The sequence below is a fragment of the Spirulina sp. CCNP1310 genome (genome assembly GCF_034932185.1).
Lineage (GTDB): Bacteria > Cyanobacteriota > Cyanobacteriia > Cyanobacteriales > Spirulinaceae > Spirulina.
In genome coordinates this window covers 45,049-68,235 of record NZ_JAYGHW010000004.1, presented here as the reverse complement: position 1 = coordinate 68,235, position 23,187 = coordinate 45,049, and the positions used below count along the sequence as shown (strand labels likewise).

Annotated in this window: 26 protein-coding genes and 1 tRNA gene; 15 read left to right on the top strand and 12 right to left on the bottom strand. The window is 51.2% G+C overall.

Annotated features, from left to right (window positions below; genetic code table 11):
* Window positions 1-337: 337 nt before the first annotated feature.
* Both VB712_RS02120 and VB712_RS02115 read left to right on the top strand, forming a co-directional pair.
* On the top strand, window positions 338-1,438 hold the full coding sequence (locus VB712_RS02120) for a DUF262 domain-containing protein (protein ID WP_323251644.1): 1,101 nt from the start codon (window positions 338-340) through the stop codon (window positions 1,436-1,438).
* Complete coding sequence (locus VB712_RS02115; RefSeq protein WP_323251642.1) at window positions 1,428-2,015, top strand: HEPN domain-containing protein; 588 nt, start codon at window positions 1,428-1,430, stop codon at window positions 2,013-2,015. Before VB712_RS02120 ends, VB712_RS02115 begins: the two co-directional genes overlap by 11 nt.
* Before the next feature lie 117 nt (window positions 2,016-2,132).
* Here VB712_RS02115 and VB712_RS02110 read toward each other — a convergent pair whose 3' ends face one another.
* Together VB712_RS02110 and VB712_RS02105 are read right to left on the bottom strand one after the other, a co-directional pair.
* Window positions 2,133-2,411: a hypothetical protein gene (locus VB712_RS02110; protein ID WP_323251640.1), complete on the bottom strand. Its 279-nt coding sequence runs from the start codon at window positions 2,409-2,411 to the stop codon at window positions 2,133-2,135.
* Between the two features lie 129 nt (window positions 2,412-2,540).
* Complete coding sequence (locus VB712_RS02105; protein ID WP_323251637.1) at window positions 2,541-2,816, bottom strand: divergent PAP2 family protein; 276 nt, start codon at window positions 2,814-2,816, stop codon at window positions 2,541-2,543.
* Window positions 2,817-2,929: 113 nt separating this feature from the next.
* Between VB712_RS02105 and VB712_RS02100 the strand changes: the two genes are divergently transcribed.
* Both VB712_RS02100 and VB712_RS02095 read left to right on the top strand, forming a co-directional pair.
* Window positions 2,930-3,178 carry a UPF0175 family protein gene (locus tag VB712_RS02100; RefSeq protein WP_323251635.1) on the top strand — a complete coding sequence of 83 codons (249 nt, stop codon included), beginning with the start codon at window positions 2,930-2,932 and terminating at the stop codon, window positions 3,176-3,178.
* Between the two features lie 19 nt (window positions 3,179-3,197).
* Complete coding sequence (locus VB712_RS02095; RefSeq protein ID WP_323251633.1) at window positions 3,198-3,668, top strand: DUF3368 domain-containing protein; 471 nt, start codon at window positions 3,198-3,200, stop codon at window positions 3,666-3,668.
* A gap of 22 nt (window positions 3,669-3,690) precedes the next feature.
* On the opposite strand, the gene VB712_RS02090 is transcribed toward VB712_RS02095, so the two are convergent.
* The 5 genes from VB712_RS02090 to trmD form a co-directional block, all read right to left on the bottom strand.
* Window positions 3,691-4,149, bottom strand: a complete 459-nt coding sequence (locus tag VB712_RS02090; protein WP_323251631.1) for a divergent PAP2 family protein — start codon at window positions 4,147-4,149, stop codon at window positions 3,691-3,693.
* A 3-nt stretch (window positions 4,150-4,152) separates the two neighbouring features.
* Window positions 4,153-5,073: a geranylgeranyl diphosphate synthase CrtE gene (gene crtE, locus VB712_RS02085; RefSeq protein WP_323251629.1), complete on the bottom strand. Its 921-nt coding sequence runs from the start codon at window positions 5,071-5,073 to the stop codon at window positions 4,153-4,155.
* 96 nt (window positions 5,074-5,169) lie between these two features.
* On the bottom strand, window positions 5,170-5,496 hold the full coding sequence (locus VB712_RS02080) for a hypothetical protein (protein WP_323251628.1): 327 nt from the start codon (window positions 5,494-5,496) through the stop codon (window positions 5,170-5,172).
* Window positions 5,497-5,508: 12 nt separating this feature from the next.
* A complete protein-coding gene (locus VB712_RS02075; protein WP_323251626.1) occupies window positions 5,509-6,312 on the bottom strand; it encodes a DUF3747 domain-containing protein in 804 nt (267 codons plus the stop codon).
* 47 nt (window positions 6,313-6,359) lie between these two features.
* Window positions 6,360-7,058, bottom strand: coding sequence for a tRNA (guanosine(37)-N1)-methyltransferase TrmD (gene trmD, locus VB712_RS02070; protein ID WP_323251624.1), 699 nt, complete (start codon window positions 7,056-7,058; stop codon window positions 6,360-6,362).
* Window positions 7,059-7,143: 85 nt separating this feature from the next.
* Between trmD and VB712_RS02065 the strand changes: the two genes are divergently transcribed.
* The 4 genes from VB712_RS02065 (at window position 7,144) to VB712_RS02050 (ending at window position 13,735) form a co-directional block, all read left to right on the top strand.
* Window positions 7,144-8,010, top strand: coding sequence for a cyanophycinase (locus tag VB712_RS02065; RefSeq protein ID WP_416236223.1), 867 nt, complete (start codon window positions 7,144-7,146; stop codon window positions 8,008-8,010).
* Between the two features lie 121 nt (window positions 8,011-8,131).
* Complete coding sequence (gene cphA / locus VB712_RS02060) at window positions 8,132-10,750, top strand: cyanophycin synthetase (protein ID WP_323251619.1); 2,619 nt, start codon at window positions 8,132-8,134, stop codon at window positions 10,748-10,750.
* A gap of 89 nt (window positions 10,751-10,839) precedes the next feature.
* Window positions 10,840-12,165, top strand: a complete 1,326-nt coding sequence (locus VB712_RS02055) for a cytochrome c biogenesis protein (protein WP_323251617.1) — start codon at window positions 10,840-10,842, stop codon at window positions 12,163-12,165.
* Between the two features lie 139 nt (window positions 12,166-12,304).
* A complete protein-coding gene (locus VB712_RS02050) occupies window positions 12,305-13,735 on the top strand; it encodes a DUF2079 domain-containing protein (RefSeq protein ID WP_323251615.1) in 1,431 nt (476 codons plus the stop codon).
* Between the two features lie 5 nt (window positions 13,736-13,740).
* Here the strand turns inward: VB712_RS02050 and VB712_RS02045 are convergent, their stop codons facing one another.
* Both VB712_RS02045 and pap read right to left on the bottom strand, forming a co-directional pair.
* Complete coding sequence (locus VB712_RS02045; RefSeq protein ID WP_323251613.1) at window positions 13,741-14,772, bottom strand: YdcF family protein; 1,032 nt, start codon at window positions 14,770-14,772, stop codon at window positions 13,741-13,743.
* Window positions 14,773-14,966: 194 nt separating this feature from the next.
* Window positions 14,967-16,469 carry a polyphosphate:AMP phosphotransferase gene (pap, locus tag VB712_RS02040; protein ID WP_416236225.1) on the bottom strand — a complete coding sequence of 501 codons (1,503 nt, stop codon included), beginning with the start codon at window positions 16,467-16,469 and terminating at the stop codon, window positions 14,967-14,969.
* Window positions 16,470-16,702: 233 nt separating this feature from the next.
* Between pap and VB712_RS02035 the strand changes: the two genes are divergently transcribed.
* The gene (locus tag VB712_RS02035; protein WP_323251609.1) at window positions 16,703-17,131 is read left to right on the top strand and encodes a hypothetical protein; all 429 of its coding nucleotides are present in this window, start codon (window positions 16,703-16,705) and stop codon (window positions 17,129-17,131) included.
* Window positions 17,132-17,312: 181 nt separating this feature from the next.
* Here the strand turns inward: VB712_RS02035 and VB712_RS02030 are convergent, their stop codons facing one another.
* Window positions 17,313-18,290, bottom strand: coding sequence for an RNA polymerase sigma factor, RpoD/SigA family (locus tag VB712_RS02030; RefSeq protein ID WP_323251607.1), 978 nt, complete (start codon window positions 18,288-18,290; stop codon window positions 17,313-17,315).
* 501 nt (window positions 18,291-18,791) lie between these two features.
* Window positions 18,792-19,109, bottom strand: a complete 318-nt coding sequence (gene trxA / locus VB712_RS02025; protein ID WP_323251605.1) for a thioredoxin — start codon at window positions 19,107-19,109, stop codon at window positions 18,792-18,794.
* A 163-nt stretch (window positions 19,110-19,272) separates the two neighbouring features.
* On the opposite strand from trxA, the gene VB712_RS02020 reads away from it, so the two are divergent.
* Complete coding sequence (locus VB712_RS02020; protein ID WP_323251604.1) at window positions 19,273-19,611, top strand: hypothetical protein; 339 nt, start codon at window positions 19,273-19,275, stop codon at window positions 19,609-19,611.
* Between the two features lie 93 nt (window positions 19,612-19,704).
* On the opposite strand, the gene VB712_RS02015 is transcribed toward VB712_RS02020, so the two are convergent.
* Entirely contained in the window at window positions 19,705-20,910 is a 1,206-nt protein-coding gene (locus VB712_RS02015) for a phosphoglycerate kinase (RefSeq protein WP_323251602.1), read from the bottom strand.
* A gap of 132 nt (window positions 20,911-21,042) precedes the next feature.
* On the opposite strand from VB712_RS02015, the gene VB712_RS02010 reads away from it, so the two are divergent.
* The 5 genes from VB712_RS02010 to VB712_RS01990 all read left to right on the top strand — a co-directional run bounded on the left by VB712_RS02010 (window position 21,043) and on the right by VB712_RS01990 (window position 23,156).
* Window positions 21,043-21,462, top strand: coding sequence for a universal stress protein (locus VB712_RS02010; protein ID WP_323251601.1), 420 nt, complete (start codon window positions 21,043-21,045; stop codon window positions 21,460-21,462).
* A gap of 111 nt (window positions 21,463-21,573) precedes the next feature.
* Window positions 21,574-21,644: transfer RNA gene (locus tag VB712_RS02005), tRNA-Gly, on the top strand.
* A 19-nt stretch (window positions 21,645-21,663) separates the two neighbouring features.
* Window positions 21,664-21,984, top strand: coding sequence for a hypothetical protein (locus VB712_RS02000; protein ID WP_323251599.1), 321 nt, complete (start codon window positions 21,664-21,666; stop codon window positions 21,982-21,984).
* Between the two features lie 160 nt (window positions 21,985-22,144).
* Window positions 22,145-22,354, top strand: a complete 210-nt coding sequence (locus VB712_RS01995) for a cold-shock protein (RefSeq protein WP_323251597.1) — start codon at window positions 22,145-22,147, stop codon at window positions 22,352-22,354.
* Window positions 22,355-22,583: 229 nt separating this feature from the next.
* Complete coding sequence (locus VB712_RS01990) at window positions 22,584-23,156, top strand: Uma2 family endonuclease (protein WP_323251595.1); 573 nt, start codon at window positions 22,584-22,586, stop codon at window positions 23,154-23,156.
* Window positions 23,157-23,187 lie beyond the last annotated feature (31 nt).

Sequence of the window (23,187 nt, the reverse complement as noted above, 5' to 3'; positions counted from 1 at the left end):
TATAATTCGCTACATTTTTAGGTTGCCTGGCTCCCGAAAGCTCCGAAAACTCGTGGCATTAGCTTTTCTTATAACCCTAAACCGTGAAGACCCTTCTTTAATTATTTGTCAACCTGCGGAATGTTGGCTATAATGCTCAGATTCATACTGCCAGTATTTGACAAAACACCACCAAAAGGAGTTACCATGTTATCACAGTCTAATAAATATAGCGGTAGCCAAAGGGATTAAGATATCTAGAAAACTGAGTAATCAAAGGAAGTTAATTATTCAACAAATCGTCATATTTTGTTAAAATTTGTAGCTTTTAGCTGGTACAATTTCACACCAGTAATCTATGTTAGAACTCATCAAGTCTACCCAGTTTTTTGTTAGGGAAATAATTATGAGCAATCAAACTGAAGATAGAATTCTTAATTTGTATCCTATAGACTATCCATTTGAAACTCTAGTTAGTAGAATCAATGCGATTCCTACAAAGTTAAAATTAGACCCGAACTTTCAAAGAAAGTACAAATGGGATAAGGACGGATGGGGTCGATCTTCAAAGTTTATTGAATCGTGCTTAATGAGAATTCCTCTCCCATCCTGCTATTTTGCTGAAACTGAAGATGGCTCGCATCTAGTAATTGATGGTGTTCAGCGTTTAACAACAATAAATAAGTTTCTAAATGATGAGTTCTGCCTTGAAGGAATGACCACGTACCGGGAACTAAATGGAAAAAAGTTTTCAGAGTTAGGAAACTTACAATCAGAACTAGAAACCACCACTATCAGGTGCATTGTTTTAAGGAAAGATAATCCAAAAAAATTAATTAGAGAAATCTTTTCTCGTCTAAATCAAGGGGCGGTTAAACTGTCCGATCAGGAAATACGACATGCTATTTATCCGGGGACACTTGACTCGCTTTTAAAAGAGTTGGCGGAAGATCCAGAAATAGCTCGCTTTGGTTTGTCAGAAAACTCTAAAAAAATAAAAGACTCATTAGAGCCAGAGGAGCAAGTCCTGAGGTACTTTGCCATATCAGAAGACCAGAGATTGACTGGCTTAACTGGGTCTTTAAAAGAATTTCTCGATAACTTTATGGAAAATAATGCTAATATCGATGAAGCCAAAGTTAATGATTTTCGCTCACGATTTAAAAGAGCACTAGAAAACTGCAAAAAGGTATTTGGTGACGAAGCTTTTGTTAATCCTGTTGCCCAAAAAAAGAAAAAAGGTTTAGTTCACTATGACTTGGTTATGACTACCGTGGGAGAACTTCCCCAAGAAGTTATTCAAAAGTATGGAGAAGAATTGAAAAAAGCTTATAGAGATCTATGTGAAAGTGATGAGTTTAAAAGAACTCTTGGTGGTGGTCTTCAGGATAAGTCGAGAGTTTTACAGCGTCGAATGAAATGGAATGAGTTGCTTGAGGCTGTTACAAATGCAGGATGATGATTTTTATTTAAAGTACAAAATGCTTTTAGATAATCTGAAAATTATCATACTGTCTTCTAATAATCGAGTACTTCAAAATAATATTGATCCTTTGTTTTCTGAAAACATAAATTTTTTTGTGAAAGCCTATTTAGTAAGTGCTTGTACTTACTTAGAAGCATACTTACAGGATATAGCTTTTGATTTTTCTCAAGAGATTTGTGGAAGAATAAATTCATCGAAAACTCCTCATAATTTCTTATATTGGAGAATATCAAAAGAAGTAAAAGACAAAGATCTTAAGTTTGCTTTTGCCGAGATCAATTTGAGCAGAAAAGATATTTCCGAAGAAATTTCAGCTAATCCTTATAAAACAATAAAGCTTTTTAAGCTTTTAGGTATTGATTTGTTTCAAAGTCAGGTTTTTGTTGATAATAAAGATGTGATAGCAACGGTAGTTAACAAAAGAAATAATGTGATTCATCACAATGATTCAGCCAATGACATCTCGTTTAGTGATGTCGCCCAATACATTGATATATTTATCAAGTATATGGAAGCAATAAATGAAGTAGTAAAACAAGCAAAGTTATAAAAAAGTATTTAATTTTACACTCAGCCGATCTTGCTCGGAGGGGGTGAGTTTATCAATCCGAACATTAATGGCTCGATCCTTTTTTTTCAGACTCATTAATCATTATGGATTGATTGCTTAGAAGGCTGTTACCTTGATTTTTCCTTGGGGGCTTTTGATTTCGGTGCTAATTTCTGAAGGGTTGCGATTGCTATCTTTATAGGTCACGAAAATTTCTAGTTCACCATCGAAGCGAGGGATTTTATTTTCATCAAGGTGTACGGCAACAATATAGACTGCTCCCTGACTATTCTTGATCACAATCCGATACCCCGAATCTGTTGGCCACAGATTTAAAATTTCCTCGTCTGAATTTAAAAGTTTGATCGTGACCGGAGAATTTCGAGTCAGAGTCATGGAAGATTCCCCACGCAATGAATGGAAGATTGCTGTTATTATAGCCAATTTCAGCTCTGCTGCTTTGTGGAGGTGGAGCCTCCAGGAGAAAATGACTGGGCAGAGCTAAGTAACGAGGGAAATTTGTTCCTAAATCACAATCATCCCCGCCACCAATGAAACCCCAATCCCCAAAATTAACCCCATCAACACCTGAAAGGGCGTGTGTCCCAACAACTCCTTTAACCGCTCCTCATTGAACTCCTTCCCCTCCTCAAACAACTCATCAATGATTTGATTGAGAATCCGCGCCTGCTTACCCGCTGCCTGACGCACCCCCGCCGCATCGTACATGACAATCACGGCAAAGAGGGCGGCGATCGCAAACTTCGCACTATTCCACCCATCCAGAAACTTTTGGGTCATGGCCAGTTGGCATCCTCGCTCCCCTCAGCCTTCCTAACCAAAAATGCTAGAATAGGCTTTATTTCTATCTGGGGCAGCAAGCCAAACGCAAAAAACTTTCTGGAGAACTTGACATGCAATTATCCATTCCTCAATCGATCATTCAATCTATCCGACTTCCTGAAAACCGCATCGAAGCCGAATTACTCAAAGAACTTGCCCTCTCTCTCTACACGCAAGAACTCCTTTCCTTGGGTAAAGCTCGCGAACTTGCCAACCTTAACTACCATCAATTTAGCCAACTTCTAGGGGAGCGAGATATCCCTCGGCACTATACCCAAACTGAACTCCAAGAAGATCTCGATTATGCCCGTCATCAGTAACACCTCACCCCTTCTTAACTTGGCAATTATTGACCATCTTTTTTTACTGCCTCAACAGTTCGGACAAATCTACATTCCTTCAGCAGTTGCCACAGAGTTAAAAGTTAATGAAGATCTCCCCGGCTCCCACGCCTTGAAAACTGCCATCAATGAGGAGTGGTTAATTCCCCAAACTGTTAAAAACACAGCATTGGTGAATCTCCTTCAGCGCGATCTACATCAAGGCGAAGCTGAAGCCATTGCCTTGGCGGTTGAATGCTCTGCCAACAAAATTCTACTGGACGAGAAAGAAGCCCGACAGATAGCTAGAGCTTTAGGGTTAAGCATCACAGGCATTTTAGGAATTGTGTTGAAAGGTTGGCATGAAGGAAGCGTTTCTTCGCTCAAAGCGGTTACTAAACGCTTGCAGCAAGAGGCAAACTTTCGGATTGCTCCCCCATTACTAGCTCAAATTCTGCGAGAAAGTGGCGAACTGGAAGAAAGCCCATAGCCATCCCCCCCGGAAAACCCAACTAAATGACAATCATCCCTGCTACTAAGGAAACCCCAATTCCCAAAATTAACCCCATCAACACCTGAAACGGCGTGTGACCTAATAACTCTTTTAGCCGCTCCTCATTGAACTCCTTCCCCTCCTCAAACAACTCATCAATGATTTGATTGAGAATCCGCGCCTGCTTACCCGCTGCCTGACGCACCCCCGCCGCATCGTACATCACAATCACCGCAAAGAGAGCGGCGATCGCAAACTCCGCACTATTCCAACCCTTCACCTGCCCCACCCCCGTTGCCAAGGCCGCCACTAATGCCGAATGGGCGCTGGGCATTCCCCCCGTACTAAAGAGATGGCGCACATCAATCCGCCGCTTTTGAAACAGACTGGTGATCAACTTAATCCCCTGGGCGAGTAGGCAAGCAATAATCGCCACCAGTAAAATTTGATTTCCCAAGATACTGTCCATGTCTTGCATCGTTTAATTTTTCCGTGCGGTAATGAACTGGGCGATCGCCACCAAAGGCATAGCGGCAGAACCATAGGGTTCTAATTGAGCAATGGCTTCACCTACTAACTGATCCGCCCGTTGCCGCGACCCCTCCAAACCTAACAACTTCGGATAAGTCGCCTTTTCCGCTTGGAGATCCTTTCCTGCCGTCTTCCCTAACTCCTCTTGAGTGGCCGTAATATCTAAGATGTCATCAATAATTTGAAACGCCAAGCCAATATTTTGGGCGTACCGCGTCAAACGGTCTAAATCCGCTGCCGCTGCCCCCGCTAAAATCGCCCCAGAGGTGACGCAGACTTCCAACAGCGCCCCGGTCTTATGGGTGTGGATAAAACTCAATTCCTCCACAGTAATATCCGTCTTCCCTTCTGATTCCAAATCCACCACCTGGCCCCCCACCAGGCCCGCCGCCCCCACGGCCCGCCCCAAACGAGCGATCACCTGGAGCACTTGGGCAGGGGGTACGTTTTCGGTGCGATCGGCAATAAATTCAAAGGCATAGGCTAACAGCGCATCCCCCGCCAAAATCGCAATATCCTCCCCATAAACCTTATGGTTGGTGAGTTTGCCCCGCCGATAATCGTCGTTATCCATGGCCGGGAGATCATCATGGATTAACGACATGGTGTGAATCATCTCCAACGCGCAGGCGGTAGGGAGGGCCATGGCCCCCGTTCCCCCCAACAATTCACAGGTGGCCAAACACAGAATCGGCCGCAACCGCTTCCCCCCTGCTAACAGCGAATAACGCATCGCCTCATAAATCTTTGGCGGTTCAGTGACCAAAATAGCCTGATCCAGGGCCGCCTCAACGATCGCCTGTTGGTTTTGTAGATAGGCCTTGAGGTCAAAGTCTTGGCTCAGAGCTTGGGGATTATCCGTAGTCACCATGGAGGAAAGAAATTGCTCAACAAAATTGCTTCCCTATTCTACCCTTAGGGGGAACGGGGAATGGGGAACAGGGAACGGGGAATAATTGGGGGGCGACTAGCCCAATTGTCGCAGTCGGGTTTGGGCCATCTCCTCAGAGAGCCGCTCTAGCGCTAACCAATCATCCTCATCCCGCCTTAGGCCCATCGTACTTTGAGGGTCGGAGTAGTAGTGATGGGCATCCTCAAAATAGGTGCTACAGGTGGGGCATTGCATCAACTTAAACTCTGTCAATTGCCCCGATTCACCCCGGTAGTAATGCCCGTCTCCCGGTAATAGGGTGAGCTTGGTTTTGCAAATTTTAAGCTGCTCTGCGGAGTTGGGGAGATGGCCAGATAGGGAATCGGGGATTTCCCCACAGGTGGGGCAAGGTGTATTACTCATCAGACCACCACCTTAAAACGTGGGGATGCGCCGCTCTGGGGGAGGGAGGGGGCGATTGTTGGGGGGGGCGGGTTGGGGAACGGGTGGGGGGAGTGGATTCGTGCGGGGGGGCGGCGGCAGGGGATTGGTGCGGGGAGCGGGAGGTAGGGGTTCACTGCGGGGCGGCAGGGGCGTGATGATGATTTCGCGATCCGGAGCCGGGAGGGCGGTGGGTTGATTAATCCCCATGGGGCCGCCTTCGGGAACCGCAACCATTTGGGGATTGCCCCGGAGATAAACATGGGTGAGGGGACGGTTTTGGTAGGTGCGGCGGGTCAGTTCCCAGCCCTCATCGAGATGGATTTTTAAGTGGCCTTCTGCAAAGCCACGGGTGCGGCCGATGGGGATTTGCACATTGCGCTCACGGGGAGAGGTGGCCATCAGTACCAGTTCATCCCCTTGGGGAACGATGTTGAAAATAAACCGCCAGCCTAAATCTTCCTCGCCAATGCGCAGGGAGTAACCGTTGCTGTCGGTCATGCGGTTACAGATGTTGGTGAAGTCGAAGTTGAGCAGGAGGGGATCAACACGGGTGGGCGTGCCGCTGTATTCCTGCCAACAGGGGCGTTGGTTGGTGAGTTGTTCGAGGATCAGCAGTTGGTAACTGCGCCGTTCAATGCCAAAGGGAGCGGCGAGGATCACAAAGCGGCGTTCATCCAACTGTTGGCTGCCAAATTGGACGGTTTGGCCAGCACTGGGGAGGGCAGTTAAGGCTGAACTGCCGAGACAAAGGCCGAGGGCGGTGAACGTGGTGAGCCAGCGTTTTAGGTTGAGCATGGGAGTACCTCGATTTCTGTGAGCAAAGGCAAGGGGGATGACGGCCGTTAAGGGGTTTGGGTTCGCTGTTGCCAGGCTTCCCAAAGGTCGGGACGACGATCGCGGGTGCGTTGGCATTGCTGCTCAAATCGCCATTGGGCGATCGCCCCATGGTTTCCCGACCGTAACACCTCCGGCACATCCCAGCCCCGAAAGGAGGCGGGGCGAGTGTATTGGGGATAGTCTAGCAGTCCGTTGGCAAAGCTTTCCGCCTTCAGGGATTCGGTTTTACCGACGGTGCCGGGGAGCAGCCGCGTCACCCCATTGATAATCGTTAAAGCAGGGATTTCACCACAGGTCAGGACAAAATCCCCTAAGGAAATTTCCCGCGTCAGTAAATGACACACCCGCTCATCTACCCCTTCGTAGTGGCCACAGATCAACACCAGTTGATCCGCTGTCGTACTCAGTTCCACCAGCAGATCATGATTGAGGGGTTGCCCTTGGGGGGACATGAGGATAATTTCCCGGCGGGGTAAGACGGGCAGGGATTCCACAGCGGCAAAAATCGGGTCGGGTTTGAGGAGCATCCCCACGCCACCGCCGTAGGGTTCGTCATCAACCCGGTGGTGCTTATCCGTGGTGAAGTCGCGGGGATTGGTGTAGTGAACTTCGGCAATGCCTTGGGCGATCGCCTTCCCCAACAAACCCGATCCGAGGGGAGAGGCAAAAAAATCTGGAAATAATGTGATGAGATCAAAACGCATCAGAGCTTAGGGGTATTTATTAACCGGCAGGCCTTCGATAGACTGTATAGTTATGCGTTCCGCTTTAAATTCGATACTATACAGAATGCTACAAATTGAATCGTACTCGCCAGAAGCTCAAATGCCAAAACCAACTAAAACCGCGATCCTCGTGATTGGAGGTGCGGAAGACAAGGTACATGGACGCGAAATTTTACATACCTTTTTTCACCGCTCCGGCGGGAGTAACGCGGTGATTGGCATTGTGCCGTCGGCTTCACGGGAACCCCTGCTGGTGGGGGAACGCTACCACCAGATCTTCACCGATATGGGGGCGAAACAGGCACAACTGATTGATATCCGCGATCGCGCCCAGGGGGAAGACCCCCAATATTTGGAATATCTCGAAACCTGCACCGGCATTTTTTTGACCGGCGGCGATCAATTGCGCCTCTGTGGCCTGTTGGCGGAAACCCCCTTTATGGAACGCATCCGGGAACGGGTGCAAAAGCAGGAATTGAGCCTGGCGGGAACCAGTGCCGGGGCGGCGGTGATGGGCCACCACATGATCGGCGGCGGCGGTAGTGGCGAATCCCCCAACCGCGCCCTTGTGGATATGACCATGGGCTTGGGGATGATCCCAGAGGTGATTGTTGATCAACACTTTAACAACCGCAACCGCATGGCCCGCCTAATGACGGCGATCGCCATCCACCCTGATCGCCTTGGCATTGGCATTGATGAAGACACCTGTGCCATGTTTGAGCATGATGGTTGGATGGAGGTGATCGGCAAGGGTAACGTCACCGTCGTTGACCCCCAAACCCTCTCCCATACGAATCAACTGGATGTCAGCGTCACCGACCCCCTGAGCCTCCATAGCCTGCGGGTCCATATCCTTTGCCATGGCGATCGCTACCACATCCACCAACGCCGTCCCCTTACCCCCATGAGCGACGAAAAATCCGCCTAACTCCTTCAAGGTTAAACCGTGAGGGAGAACTGTTCCCAATGGACAGTTTCAGAACTTTTCCACAAGAGACACTAAGCCATGGCGAATCCCGTGCGTCTTCACTAAATATAGATAAGCACCTATGAAAATTCTCAAAACCCTGACTCTGCGTGGCCCCAACTACTGGAGCATCCGCTATCCCAAGTTGATCGTCATGCGCCTTGACCTGGAAGACCTCGATGAGGTCTATTCCAACCAAATTGATGGGTTTTACGATGGATTGTGTCGCCTCCTCCCCAGTTTGGTAGAGCATTACTGTTCGCCGGGCTATCGAGGCGGCTTCCTGGAGCGGGTGCAAAATGGCACATTAATGGGCCACATCATCGAACACATTGCCCTCGAACTTCAGGAACTCGTAGGGATGCGCGTCGGCTTTGGCCGCACCCGCGAAACCGCTGATCGCGGCGTGTATAACGTCGTCTTTGAATACGTCGATGAGCAGGCAGGCCGCTACGCCGGCCGGGCAGCGGTGCGCCTCTGTCAAAGCTTGGTGGAAACCGGCACTTATCCCGAAAGTGAATTTGAGCAGGATTTAGCCGATCTGCGGGAACTGATGGCCAATGCCTCCCTCGGCCCCAGCACCGAAACGATCATCGCTGAAGCCGATGCCCGCAAAATTCCCTGGATGAATCTCAGCGCCCGCTCCATGATCCAACTGGGCTACGGGGCCAAAGCCAAACGGATTCAAGCCACCCTCTCCGACTATTCCAGTATCCTCGGTGTTGAACTAGCCTGCGATAAAGAAGGCACAAAAACCATCCTCCGGGATGCCGGAATTCCCGTCCCCAGTGGCACGGTGATTCGCTATTTGGATGAATTGGAAGATGCGATCGACGATGTGGGCGGCTATCCCATCGTCTTAAAACCCCTTGATGGCAATCACGGCCGGGGGATCACCATCGACATTAATAGCTGGGAACAGGCAGAAGGAGCCTACGACCTGGCCAACGAAGCCTCCAAAACCAACTCCGTCATTGTTGAGCGCTACTACCAAGGCAGCGATCACCGCATCTTAGTGGTGAATGGCAAAGTAATTGCGGTTGCCGAGCGCGTCCCCGCCCATGTGATCGGTAATGGCCACAACACGATCAACGCACTGATCGATCGCACCAACGAAGACCCCCGCCGAGGTGAAGGCCACGACAACGTTTTAACCAAAATCAAACTAGATAAAACCGCCACCGATGTCCTCGCCCGCCAAGGCTACAACCTCGACAGCATCCCCCCCGAAGGCGAGCGGGTCTATCTCCGGGCCACGGCAAACCTCAGTACCGGCGGCATTGCCATCGATCGCACCGATGTCATCCACCCCGAAAATATCTGGATTGCCCAACGGGTGGTGAAAACCATCGGCCTCGATATTGCCGGGATTGATGTCGTCACCTCAGACATTAGCAAACCCCTACGGGAAACCAACGGTGTGATCGTGGAAGTTAACGCCGCCCCTGGGTTCCGGATGCACGCCGCCCCCAGTGAAGGTTTACCCCGCAATGTCGGCGCGGCTGTCCTCGATATGCTCTTCCCCGAACACAGTTCCCCCCGCATCCCGATCATCGCCATCACTGGCACCAACGGCAAAACCACCACCACCCGCCTCACCGCCCACATTTTCCGCCAAACCGGCCAAACCGTGGGCTACACCACCACCGACGGCATCTATGTCGGGGAATACATGGTTGAAAAAGGCGATACCACAGGCCCCCAAAGTGCTCAGGTGATCCTCAAAGACCCCACCGTTGAGGTGGCGGTGCTGGAAACGGCCCGGGGGGGCATTTTGCGCTCCGGTTTAGCCTTTGATCAGTGCGATGTCGGGGTGGTGTTGAATGTGGCCGCTGACCATTTAGGGTTGGGGGATATTAACACCATTGAGCAGATGGCCCATGTGAAAAGTGTGGTGGCCGAGGTGGCCGCTGCCAGTGGTTACGCGGTGTTAAATGCTGATGATCCCTTGGTGTCCGCCATGGCGGAACGGGCGAAGGCGAAAATTGCCTATTTCTCCATGAACCCGGAGAACCCGATCTTGCAGGATCACCTGCGGCGGGGCCGGTTGGCGGCGGTTTATGAAGATGGCTATCTGGCCATTAAAGAAGGGACGTTAACCCTGCGTATTGAAGAGGCGAAACATATCCCTGTCACCCTTGCGGGGATGGCTCCGTTTATGATTGCCAATGCGTTGGCGGCCTGTTTGGCGGCCTTTGCCCAAGGGGTGGGGATTGAACAAATTCGCCAAGGGGTGCGGACGTTTGAACTCTCGGTGGAGCAGACTCCGGGCCGGATGAATTTGTTTAAACTCGATCGCCACCATGCCCTGATTGACTATGCCCACAACCCGGCTGGCTATGAGGCCTTGGGGGGCTTTGTCAAGAATTGGCAGGGGCAGCGTATTGGTGTGGTGGGTGCGCCGGGCGATCGCCGCGATCAAGATCTGATTGAATTGGGGGCCTTGGCCGCCGGGATGTTTGATCGGGTAATTGTTAAGGAAGATGAAGACCGTCGGGGCCGTGATAGTGGCGTAGTGGCGGATCTGATTGTCAAAGGCATTACCCAAGCCTGCCCCGATCGCGATTATCAAATTATCCTCAATGAGGTTGAGGCCATTGAATTTGCACTCAAAGCGGTTGAAGATGAAGGGTTAGTGGTGATCACGCCGGAAAGTGTGTCGGAGGCGATCGCCCAAATCAAAGCCCACCAAACCCCCTAACCCCCTCAACATCACCCCCCCTTTTTAACTCCCAACCCTATCACCCCCCTTTTTAAGGGGGGCAGGGGGGATCCTCCCCACCTCACACCATGCTCCGCCAAAGTCTCCGCCTCCTCGCCGACCTCCGCCTCGCCATCCTTCTGCTCCTCGCCATTGCCCTGTTTAGTATCAGCGGCACGGTAATCGAGCAGGGGCAAAGCCTCAGTTATTACCAAACCAACTACCCCGAAGACCCCGCCCTATTTGGCTTCCTCTCCTGGCGGGTGATTGGCTTCTTGGGGTTAGATCACGTTTATCGCACCGGCTGGTTCCTGACACTCCTCGTCCTCCTCGCCGCCAGCCTCACCACCTGTAGCTTTTTACGCCAATGGCCCGCCCTCAAGCTGGCCCGCCGTTGGCAGTATTACAGCCAACCGAAACAGTTTGAAAAATTGGCCCTCAGTGCCGAATTGGGCAGCGGCTCCCTCTCCCGTCTCACTCCCCTCCTGACGGCGAAGGGTTACGCTCTGTTTACCGAAGATGACCAACTCTATGCCCGTAAGGGTTTAATGGGCAAAATTGGCCCCATCGTAGTTCACATCAGTTTGCTGTTGATCCTCGCTGGGGGCGTGTGGGGGGCATTATCGGGCTTTTTCGCCCAAGAAATCATCCCCAGTGGTTCCCAACGGGCGATTACTAACCTGATCGACGCGGGGCCCCTGGCTGCATCCCAAGTTCCTAAGGATTGGGAAATTAAAGTCAATCGTTTTTGGATTGACTACACCGCTGAGGGGGCGATCGATCAGTTTTATTCTGATTTATCGGTGGTGGATCAAGGGGGGGTGGAGCGCGATCGCCAAACCATTTCCGTGAATCATCCCCTCCGTTACCACGGTGTCACCCTCTATCAAACCAATTGGGGCATTGATGCCGTCCAAGTCCGGGTTAATAACAGCCCGATTTTTCAGATCCCCATGGCTCCCCTCGAAACCAGTAGCAGTAGCCGCCTTTGGGCCACCTGGGTTCCCACCAATCCCGAAATGACCAGCGGTGTTTCCCTTGTAGCGCGGGATCTGCAAGGATTATTGCTCGTCTATGGCGAAGATGGCAAACCCTTGGGGGCAGTGCGGGAAGGCATGGCCATTGATTTACAGGAAGGGCTAAGGCTTACAGTGGTGCAACTGATTGGCAGTACCGGGTTACAAATTAAAGCGGATCCCGGTGTTCCCCTGGTTTATGCCGGGTTTGGGTTGTTAATGGTGGGCGTGGTGATGAGCTATGTTTCCCATTCGCAAATTTGGGCATTACAGGTGGGCGATCGCTTCTTCATCGGCGGCAAAACCAACCGCGCCCACCTCCTCTTTGAGCGGGAACTGGTGGAAATGATCGAACAGTTAACCCCAGAAACAGCCCCCCCAGAACCAGCAGTAGCATGACAGCATGAGTAGGGGCGAAAAATTTTTGGCCTCCGGCAGGCTTACACCAACGCCCCCACACCCATACATGGAACAACCGGATTCCGTTCATGCTCAGGAGGCACTGCTATTATGCTGATTGATGAGAGAACAGAACCCAATGTCTATTCAGTTACCCAAGATTTCGCAGATCTTATCTTTAAACCGGCTGCAACCTGATCAGCAATTCCTGACCAAAACTGTTTTACTCAGTAGCCTGATCTTTTTTTTCTATAGCAGTCTCCGCCATTTCTTGCTCCGCTCTACAGCATGGGATTTAGGCATTTTTGATCAGTATCTTTATCTTCTGAGCCAAGGATATCCCCCCATTGGCTCCTTTACCGGCGAACACGTCATGATTGATGCTGATGCCGCCTTGATCCTCTACCCTCTATCCCTGCTTTATCGGGTTATCCCCAGCCCTTACTGGTTATTTTTATTGCAATCCCTAGGGTTATCATTAGCGGTCATCCCCCTATGGTTTATTTGCCAGAAAGAAAACTTGAGTCATCGGAAATCTCAAGTTATTATTCTTTGCTATCTTTTGTATCCAGTTATTTTCAATATCAACCTTTTTGATTTTCATACCGATGTTTTTGCCCCAGGATTATTATTTACCGCAATTTTGGCCAGTTACCGGCGAAATTTAATCCTATTTCTGATGGCAATTGTAACCTTGTGTAGTTGCAAAAATATCTTTGGATTGACAGTTTTCGGTTTGGGATTTTGGCTAACTGGGAGTAAAAAACAATACCGATATGGTATCACTGCCATGCTGGTTGGGCTGGGTTGGTTTGGCATCGCCACTAAAATCATTCCTCCCTATTTTGGAGGAGGTATTGGTAGTCTTGGCCGTTATGGCGCATTAGGAAATTCACTCATCGAGATCTTGAAAAATCTGATCCTACGCCCAGATCTAGTCTGGACACAACTCGCCACCCTCAGCAATTTGATTTATCTGATCATTTTATTTTTACCCGTTGCTTGGGGATTATCCCTCCGCCATCTTCACCCCATCTTCGGCGCAATTCCGAATATATTGATAAATTTACTCTCATCCTATGAGGCTCAAAAAGATTTAATTAATCACTATGCTTTGCCCATCGTCCCTTTTTTAATCATGGCAGTGGTTTTATCCCTTGCTCATAATCACAACTGGCTCAAATTTTCACGGTTAATTGTTGCTTGGTCATTAGCCATATTTATGATGTTGGGGAAACCGGGCTATTTTGTGGGCCGCTATCTAGAAGGGTTTGAGACTTGGAGCGCTTCAAGAAAAGCAATGGCTTTAATTGATGATCACAGTCCTATCTTTGTCCCTTTCCACATTGCCCCCCATCTTACCCACCGCACCAAAATCGAGTTAACGGCTGAATGGAATCGAGATATTGATCTCAGTCCTTTTCAATATGTCTTTTTAGACCAAATTTATCCAGGATTTAACAGTTCCCCAGAAGAGGTCAATTATCTGCGTTCACGTCTTGAGCAGGATTCGAGATTCACAGCGATTTTTAAGCAAGATGGCGTATTTTTATACGCACAAAGGGATTAATCGGTTTAGTACACTACGGGGGAGAGCCAACCTCGGAGGAAATAGTAGATCGTCGCAAAATACTCATCGATAACATCATGGGTGATTTGTAATGCCTGGATTGAGGGGAGAAAATCCATGGCAGTGAGTTGTCGCTGGGGCGTGCTACCACTTTGGAATGTGTGGAAAGAACTGGGACGGGGAATCACGCGGATCCCCACTTGGCGGAACGTTTGGGCCGCCCGGCGCAGTCGCAGGCCAGAAGTAATCAGGATTACGAAGCTTTCTGTGAGACCGGCTTGATTGAGGATTTCCCGCACATTGACGGCGTGCATATGGAGATGTACCCCCCGGTTTTCCAGCATGATCATATCGCGGGGGATACCTAACTGTTGTAGGACACGGGAAATATCTTCGGCTTCACTAATTTGGTTTTCATCCCCAATCAGGTAACTGCGGGGGGGAGCGCAGATAATCACGCGGGGGGTGCTGCCTCGGGCCAGTTGCTGTTCGTAGAGGGTGGCGGTGTAAAGGAGGCGATCGCCTTCACGGGTTAATTGAATTTGGGTGCGATAGGGAATATTTGGCTCCGTTGTCCCCGATCCCAAGACAACGATCGCCCCGCTCACCTCCGGCTCCGTGGGACAATTCACCACACAAATCCCCTGTTTTTGCACTTCAATCGCGACGGCTTCCTGTTCAATGCTTTGGGCTAATTGATAGGCAATGAGGGGGTTGCTCCCCAACAGTAAGGTAATCAGGGCCACCCAGAGAAATGTGGGGGCGGGTTTTTCAATTTTGTCCTTCTTAATTCGCATCACGGCCAAGAGCACCATGACAATGGCCAAGCCGACGGGGTGGAGGGGTAGGGAAACAACCCGCCAGAGTACGGCTGTGGGGCCATAGCTGGGAATGAAAAAGCTGACGAGGATAATCGCAATTAAAAATCCTCCACCCAAAAACACCAGGGTCTGCCGAGGAATCACCTGCACCAAGAGGTAATAGAGCAAAACCAAAATCAGCAGGAGCAGGAGCAGGCCGGTGAGAATTTCAAACATGGAAAACGGTGGGGTTTAACCCCCTGAAGATCACGCAAAGTTCAGTATTACAGCTTTTACCGATCATACGGAGTCCAGTCGGCCCAAGGGCGAAAAAATTTTGCAAGGGCGAAAAATTTTTGTGCCTCCGGCAGGCTTACGCCAACGCCCCTACGTTCCCCATTGCCCATTCCCCGTTCCCCGTTCCCCAGTCCCTAGTTCTGCAACTTTTCCCGCCGCTTCAACTCACTACAGATCCCCTGAATCACCGTTTCAATCACAAAGACACGGGCATAGTATTTATCATTGCCGGGGACGACAACCCAGGGGGCGGTGGGGGTGCTAGTGCGGGTGATCATTTGGTTGACGGCGACATTGTAGAGGGGCCAGCGATCGCGATTCCGCCAATCTTCTTCAGTGAGTTTGTATTGCTTAAAGGGGTCGTCATCCCGCTGTTCAAAGCGGCGTAACTGTTCATTGGGGTCGATGTGGAGCCAAAACTTGAGGACAACGTAGCCGCTCGTGGTGAGTTGGGCTTCAAACTCGTTGATTTCGCGGTAGGCTCTGCGCCATTCGATATCGTTGGCAAAGCCTTCGACCCGCTCCACTAAGACCCGACCGTACCAACTGCGATCGCAAATGCCGATTTTCCCTGCTGGGGGCAATGTGCGCCAAAACCGCCAGAGGTAATGGTAGCGATTTTCCTCCTCCGTGGGGGCGGCGTAGGGGTTGACCTTGTAGCTGCGGGGATCGAGGATATCCGTGAGCCGCTTAATTGCGCCCCCCTTCCCCGCTGCATCCCAGCCTTCAAACACCAAGACCACCGGGATTTGATGTTGATAAATTTGCAATTGCAGGCGGCGCAGTTCCAATTGAGCGGCCCGGAGCCGCTCCTTATATTCATCCCGTTGAAGTTGGAGGCTGAGATCAACGGCGGCGAGGGTGTTGGGTTCGGTGGGGAGGAGTTCCGTTTGGGGGGGACTGGCGGGGGGAGTTTGGAGCGTGGCGCGGCGATCGAGGGCTTCGGTAATCACCGCCACCAGTTGAGACAGGACTTTGACCCGCGCCCAATGTTCACAATCCCCCTCTACTAACGTCCAAGGGGCAACGCCGGTACTGGTTTGGACGAGCATTTCTTCCGTGAGTTGGACATATTCGTCGTAGCGTTTGTGCTGTTGCCAATCTTCGGGGCGGACGCGCCAAGCGGTGAGTTCATCCTTGGCAGCGGTTTTGAGGCGTTTTTTTAACTCCTTACGGCTGAGGTGGATGTGGAATTTGGCGATCGCCGCCCCATCCTCATACAACTGCCGCTCAAAGGCGTTGATCTGGGCCATGATTTGCGGCACGCGCTCCGGGGAGACCTGGGCCAAAAGCCGGTCTTCTAAAACATGGGTGTACCAACTGTGATAGAAAATGCCGATCGCCCCCTTGGGGGGGAGTTGTTGCCAAAACCGCCAGAGGAAGGGGTATTGGGCTTCGGTTTCCGTGGGGGGCAATGTTGTATAAACCGAAAACCCACGCGGATCCATATAATTGACCATTTTTTTCACCAGCGCCCCCTTCCCCGCCGCTGCCCAGCCTTCGAGGACAATGATCACGGGCAGTTGGCTTTCCCAACAGGCCTGTTGCAGCGATCGCAACTGCTGCATTAGTGCTTCTAGCTCTTGCTTATAGGTGTCTTTATCAAGGGATCGATCTAAATCTAAGACTTCTAACATTTTGACTGGGGGAAACGTCGTTCCTCTAGGGTGGGGCCTTGAGGGGGCGATCGCCCCAAAACTTAACAAAAAACTCATCAAGACTTAACCAGAGTGGGTTGATTCGAGGGGAGGGGGGCAAAAAATTTTTTGCCCCTACACCCGGCAATCCTAGAGGGCTGCAATGTTGCTAAAAAATGGCGTTAGAATCAGGGTCGGGATAATTACTGATGCTTGAGTGAAGAGGAACGATTATGCGTGGCTTGCCCTATGTTGTTTTCATCGCTGCTTTGTCCGCGTTGACCAGCAGTTGTGCTGCCAGTCGGGTCTTACAATGCAATCACTTGGTGGAAATCGCCAATCGCGCCACCGCTGAGACGGAAATTCTCACGGAGGATCAAAATAATCAAGACCCCTTAATCTGGCTCCAAGCCGCCGACACCCTCGATAAAGCGGCCCAAGAGATGCAAGCCCTGAACTTGGATGATCCCCAATTGCAACAATATCAAGGGGGGTTTGTGGCCATGTATACAGCGATCGCCAAGGCCACCCGTGATTACTCCCAAAGCTATAAAGATCTCAATCGCGAAGGGGTAGATGTGGCGAAGGTGAAGCTAGAGCAGGCGGTGCAACGGGAGCCGGATTTAGTTAATGGGGTGAATGCCTATTGCGTTGCCAATTAGTTGGGGTTCTGAACCACCCTAGGGGCGTTGGCGTAAGCCTGCCGGAGGCACAAAATTTTTCGCCCTCCGGGGATTCGCCCAGGATCAGGAAGCAACCACGAAAAAAGGGTGAGCAAATTGCTCACCCCAACCTCTCACCAACACAAATTTAAGTCTTGAACATCATGTTTTCAGCTTGTGGCTAGCTGGCCACGTATTCTTTAACCCGGGCCCGCCGTTTGCGTAATTGGTTGAGGGCCTGTTGCTCTAATTGACGCACCCGCTCACGGCTTAAGCTGAGTTGATGGCCAATTTTGGCCAAAGAAAGGGGATTGCCATCCTCCAAGCCGTAGCGCAGAATGATCACCCGCCGCTGTTGGGGGGTGAGTTCCGCGATCAGGTTTTGGAGATCCTGCCGCAGGGATTCTTGGGTGGCGTAGTCGTCGGGGGAAGAATCTTCATCTTCTAGGAGTTCGGAGAGTTCCGTATCGTGGTTATCCCCCACCCGCATATCCAAAGAAAGGGGATGGCGGGCCACCGTCAGATAATCCCGGACTTGGTTCGGCTCCATTTCGAGGGCGATCGCAATATCCTTCGGCGTGGCTCGGCGGCCCAATTCTTGGGCCAGTTCCCGCTGGGTTTTTTTGATTTTGTTGAGCTTTTCCGTAATGTGGATCGGCAGGCGCACCGTGCGGGATTGCTGGGCAATGGCGCGGGTAATCGCTTGGCGAATCCACCAATAGGCATAGGTGGAGAACTTATAGCCCCGGGTGGGATCGAATTTTTCCACACCCCGCTCTAAACCCAAAGCACCTTCCTGGAGCAAATCCAAGAACTCCATATTGCGTTTTTGGTACTTTTTGGCAATGGACACCACTAAGCGCAGATTGGCTTCAATCATCGCCCGCTTGGCTCGTTGGCCCTGAAGCATTTGGCGTTCAAGCTCCTCTTCGCTGAGGTGGGCAGCTTCGGCCCATTCGGCGGCAGTGGGTTCACGATCCAGCCCGGCGGTCAGATCTTCCTTGATGGTGAGCAATGCCATCATCTGTTGAACTTGCTTGCCATAGTAAATTTCCTGCTCGTGGGTGAGCAGGGGGACGCGGCCAATCTCTTGGAGATAGGTGCGTACAAGGTCGGTGGACACCGCTTTGGGGGCGGCTGAGAGGTTCGCTGTTGGCATTATTGCTACAAGACTCCTTTGTTGGGTCACTATTCTATGGTGCGGGATTCTGTCCGGGTTCGTCAGGGGGGCGAATGGTGAAATCTCCGAACCGGATAGGAGATCATTTGTTGCTGTGATCACAATTGCGGATGGAAATCGCCCCGCTGGGAAATTTTGGCTGTTAATTAAGTTGACAGAATCATATCCATTGGTTATTCTTACTATTGTGTGAGGAGCGAACCAGAGAGGGAACCGAGACGAAACACGGCAAGTCGTCGGTTCCTTTTCTGATCTCACCCATTTTTCACCACAATGCCAGGTTTTCCAGGGATCCCCCGTTGCTTCCAAACAACTCAGCATAAACGGAAACAAGGGGCGATCGCCCAATATTAATATTCTCTTCCAATCTCCCCAAGTTTGCATCCATCTCCAGGGAGATTTTTCGCCCCTTCAACTGGGACTAAAGTCCTGAATGGGCTAATCTCCCCCCTGGGTTTAATCTGAGTCATTGGATTCGGGCTAAAGGAGGTTGTTGAGGTGAGTCACGAGTTGGGGCCCTTGGATTAGTCCTTCAATGCGATCAACAGGTTCACCGTTTTTAAATAAAACCAGGGTAGGCAGGGCTTGAATGCCATAACGTTGGGCAAGGTTGGGATAGCGATCGCTGTCAATTTTGACAATTTGTAGCCGGTCTTTGAGTTGATGGCCCACCTGCTCCAACAGGGGGGCCATCATTTGGCAGGGGCCGCACCAAGTCGCATAGAAATCGACAAGCACAGGCTTATCGCTTTGGGCGAGGATGTCTTCAAAACTGGTGAATTGCTTTTTGGTTGCCATAGGAATGGGGGAAAGAGGAAAGTTTTAGGGTTAGTCCGGGTGAAAGATAACCAAAATTAATCTAAAATATTAAAATATGTGAACAAAATGAGCAATTATGCCTAGTTTGGTCTGGTTGCTTTGCCCTGCTCTTAATTGTGCGTTATTAACGGAGAGATGAACCATGGTCGGCTTTTTGAAAAAACTCACCCAAAAAGGTGAAGATTTCTATTTAGAAATTAAGGACGGGGATGAAGCTCCCAGTGAACCCCTTACGCCCAAGGCTAAGGCTCCTGAACCTGATGAACCCGCAGTGGTGGCCAAACCTGTCACCATGGCTGCACCAGCTCCGGCTCCTGTGGTGGTTCCCCCGCCTCCGCTACCTGTTGCGCCGAAACCGGAATCGCAACCGGATGTCACCTTTGCGCCGGAATATGGCGGCACGTTACAAACCTTTGGGAAACGGAAGCCGGGCCCAAGTTTGAATCCGTTTATGACCATGGCGCAGCAAATGCGCCGCTAGGGATCCCCCCCTACCCCCCCTTAAAAAGGGGGGTTTTGTTTTTTAACCCCCTTTTTAAGGGGGTCGGCGTAGCCGGGGGGATCGCTTTGGGGGTTAGGCTTCGTCGAGGGCGGCAATACCGGGGAGGACTTTCCCTTCAAGGAGTTCGAGGCTTGCACCGCCCCCTGTGGAAATGTGGCTCATGGTTTCCGCCACACCCACTTTTTCCACCGCTGCCACAGAATCCCCACCGCCGATGATGGTTACTGTGCCTTTAGGGGTGAGTTCCGCGAGGGTGTGGGCGATCGCCTCTGTTCCGGCGGCAAATTTATCAAACTCAAACACCCCCATGGGGCCATTCCAGATCACACATTTGCAATCCGCCAAAGCCGCTTGGAAAGTTTTCACCGAATCGGGGCCAATATCTAAACCCATCCAACCATCGGGAATATTTTCAACGCTGACGGTTTGGGCGTTGGCATCGGGGGCAAAGTTATCCGCCACAATCACATCGGTGGGGAGGAGTAACTCCACCCCTTTTTCCTTCGCCGCTGCTTCGAGGCTTTTCGCGAGTTCGAGCTTATCTTCCTCGACGAGGGATTTCCCCACATTCAAGCCCCGAGCCTTGTAGAACGTGAACACCATCCCGCCGCCGATCAGCAGCTTGTCGCATTTTTCCAACAAGGTTTCAATCACACCGATCTTGCTGGACACCTTCGAGCCACCGATAATCGCCGCCAGGGGCCGCTGGGGATTGTCGATCGCATTTTGCAAATAATCTAATTCCTTCTCAATCAACAAACCCGCCACACTGGGGCTGAGATACTTCGTCACCCCTTCCGTGGAAGCGTGGGCGCGGTGAGCAGTGCCAAAGGCATCGTTGACATAGAGATCCGCATTGGCAGCCAGTTTCTCAGCAAAGGCGGGGTCATTGGCTTCTTCTTCGGCATAAAAACGGACATTTTCTAACAGCGCCACATCGCCATTGCCCATTCCCGCCACAACGTTGGCGACTGCATCGCCAATGCAATCACTGCACATCGTCACCGGCTTGCCCAGTAACTCACTGAGGCGGGTTGCGACCGGGGTGAGGCGCATCGTTTCGTTGACCTTGCCCTTGGGACGGCCCATGTGGCTGGAGAGCAGCACCTTGGCTCCTTTGTCCATCAGCATTTGAATCGTGGGTAGGGCGGCACGAATCCGGGTGTCATCGGTGATTGTCCCTTGGTCATCCTGAGGCACATTGAAATCGGCTCGGACTAAAACGCGCTTACCGGCGACTTCGGCATCTGTTAAATTTGCTACCGTTTTTTTTGCCACGGGAAATATCCTCCTAAATTAGGCTCTATTCTTGTGAGTATGTCTGTTGCGATGCCAGGAGAGTTGCTCCCTTGCCAGGCGATCGCGTCCTAGCCGATCTTACCGGAGTAGGTGTTAATGGAGATACTCACCATGTTTAAAACTGTTTTATTCCCCATCGATCAAAGCCGTGAGACCCGCCATGCGGTGGAAACCGTGGCCAATCTCGTCAAAACTTATCAAAGCCGCTTGGTGTTGCTCTCGGTGGTGGAGCCGCCGGAGCCGGACACAGAAGCCCCCACAGGCCCGGAGGCGGTGATGCATTCCCCCGAGGCCGTGGAGAAGCTGCTCACAGGGGCGAAAACGCTGTTCACTGAGCAGGGCATTGAGGCGGAAACCCTAGAGCGGGAGGGCATGGTTTCCTTTACAATTTGTGATGTGGCCGATGAACTGGAGGCGGATTTAATCATCATGGGCTGTCGCGGCACGGGGCTGACCACCGAAGGGGCAGCGGAAAGTGTGACGAACCGGGTGATCAACCTCTCCCCCTGTCCAGTTTTGATCGTACCCTAAGGGGTTGATCCGGCAGGATAATTGGGATCTTTGGGAGGGCGAGGCGATGGGGGGCGATCGCCCATCGCCCTTGCCAGGACAGCGTAAGCTATGCTATCTTCATAAATCGTTGCGGGTATAGTTTAGTGGTAAAACGAAAGCTTCCCAAGCTTTAGTTGCGAGTTCGATTCTCGCTACCCGCTTTTTTCCAGGGCAATTGTCATGAAAAAACTACATTTGGCCCTTGGCGTGGCCAATCTAGAGGCAACCATTGCCGACTATTCCCAACGCTTCGGCCAGCCGCCAACCCTGGTGATTCCCAGCACCTACGCCCTCTGGCGCACAGAAACAGTGAACATTTCCATCCGCCAAGGCACTGCCCAGGAAGGCGGCCCCTTGCGACATTTGGGTTGGGAAGATGACCAAGCCCCTGAATTTACCCAGGATACAGACTGTAACGGCATTGTTTGGGAGCATTTCACCGCTGCCCAACAGGCGGCGGAGATTGCTGCCCTCTGGCCCGGAGTCGAGGATACGATTTAGCCCACCCATTCCCCAGTTAATCCCCCCGAATTTCTTAAAAAAATCTTTGAACTGATCACGCAGTGGGAAACAAGGATCAATTTCGTTTAAACTGCTAAGGGAGTCTGATCAGCTTTTGGAGCCATTCAGATTCAACTTTCTAAATTAGGACAAGTCAATAATGCAAGAAGATGTGGGTACTGTGAAATGGTTCAACGAGGATAAGGGCTTCGGCTTTATCACCCCCGATGGTGGGAGCAAGGATGTTTTTGTGCATTTCCGATCGATCTCAGAACCCAATGTGAGAAGCCTTGATGAAGGCGCACGGGTGAAATTCACGATTGAACAAGGCCCGAAAGGATTACAAGCAAACAACGTTACCCTGTTGTAAGCTCAACGTTCCTCCCCAAGGAGAACGATAAATACATCGCTCCCTACTTTAAAAGTAGGGGGCTTTTTCGGCTTCCTTTAAAATCAGGTAGGGGCGTTGGCGTAAGCCTGCTGGAGGCACAAAAATTTTTCGCCCCCACACAGAACCTAATCCCGACAATCCGCCCATTGCCCAAAGCCGCCCCGAAGCCCAAGGCTATCGTCCCCACCAGCCCCGACCCCTAAACGCCATGATTGCCCTCGATCTGCGCCCCACCCTCCAACTCACCAATGCCGCCTTTGCTCAACTCTGTGCCAGTAACCCTGACCTGAGACTCGAACGCACCGCCCAAGGAGAACTCAGCGTTATCGCCCCCGCTGGTAGTGATAGTGGTCGTCAAAATGCAAGTATTACGGGTCAACTTTGGTATTGGAACCGCCAAACCCGTTTAGGTCTTGCCTTCGACTCCTCCGCTGGCTTCACCCTCCCCAACAGCGCCATCCGCTCCCCCGATGCTGCCTGGATTGCCCAAAGCCGTTGGGATGCCCTCACCCCCGAACAACGTCGCACCTTTGCCCCCATCTGCCCGGATTTTGTCATTGAACTCAAATCCCCCAGCGATACCCTGCCCCCCCTTCAGGCCAAACTGACTGAATATATTGCCAATGGCGCACAATTGGGTTGGCTCATCGACCCCGAAGGTCAACAAGTCCACTGCTACCGCCCCAACCATCCCCCGGAAATCCTCACCCAACCCACCACAATTTCCGCCCACCCCATCCTCCCCAACTTCACGCTTGATCTAACACTGATCTGGAATTAATTCCTTTCCTGGCTGGATCCATGGTGCGTCA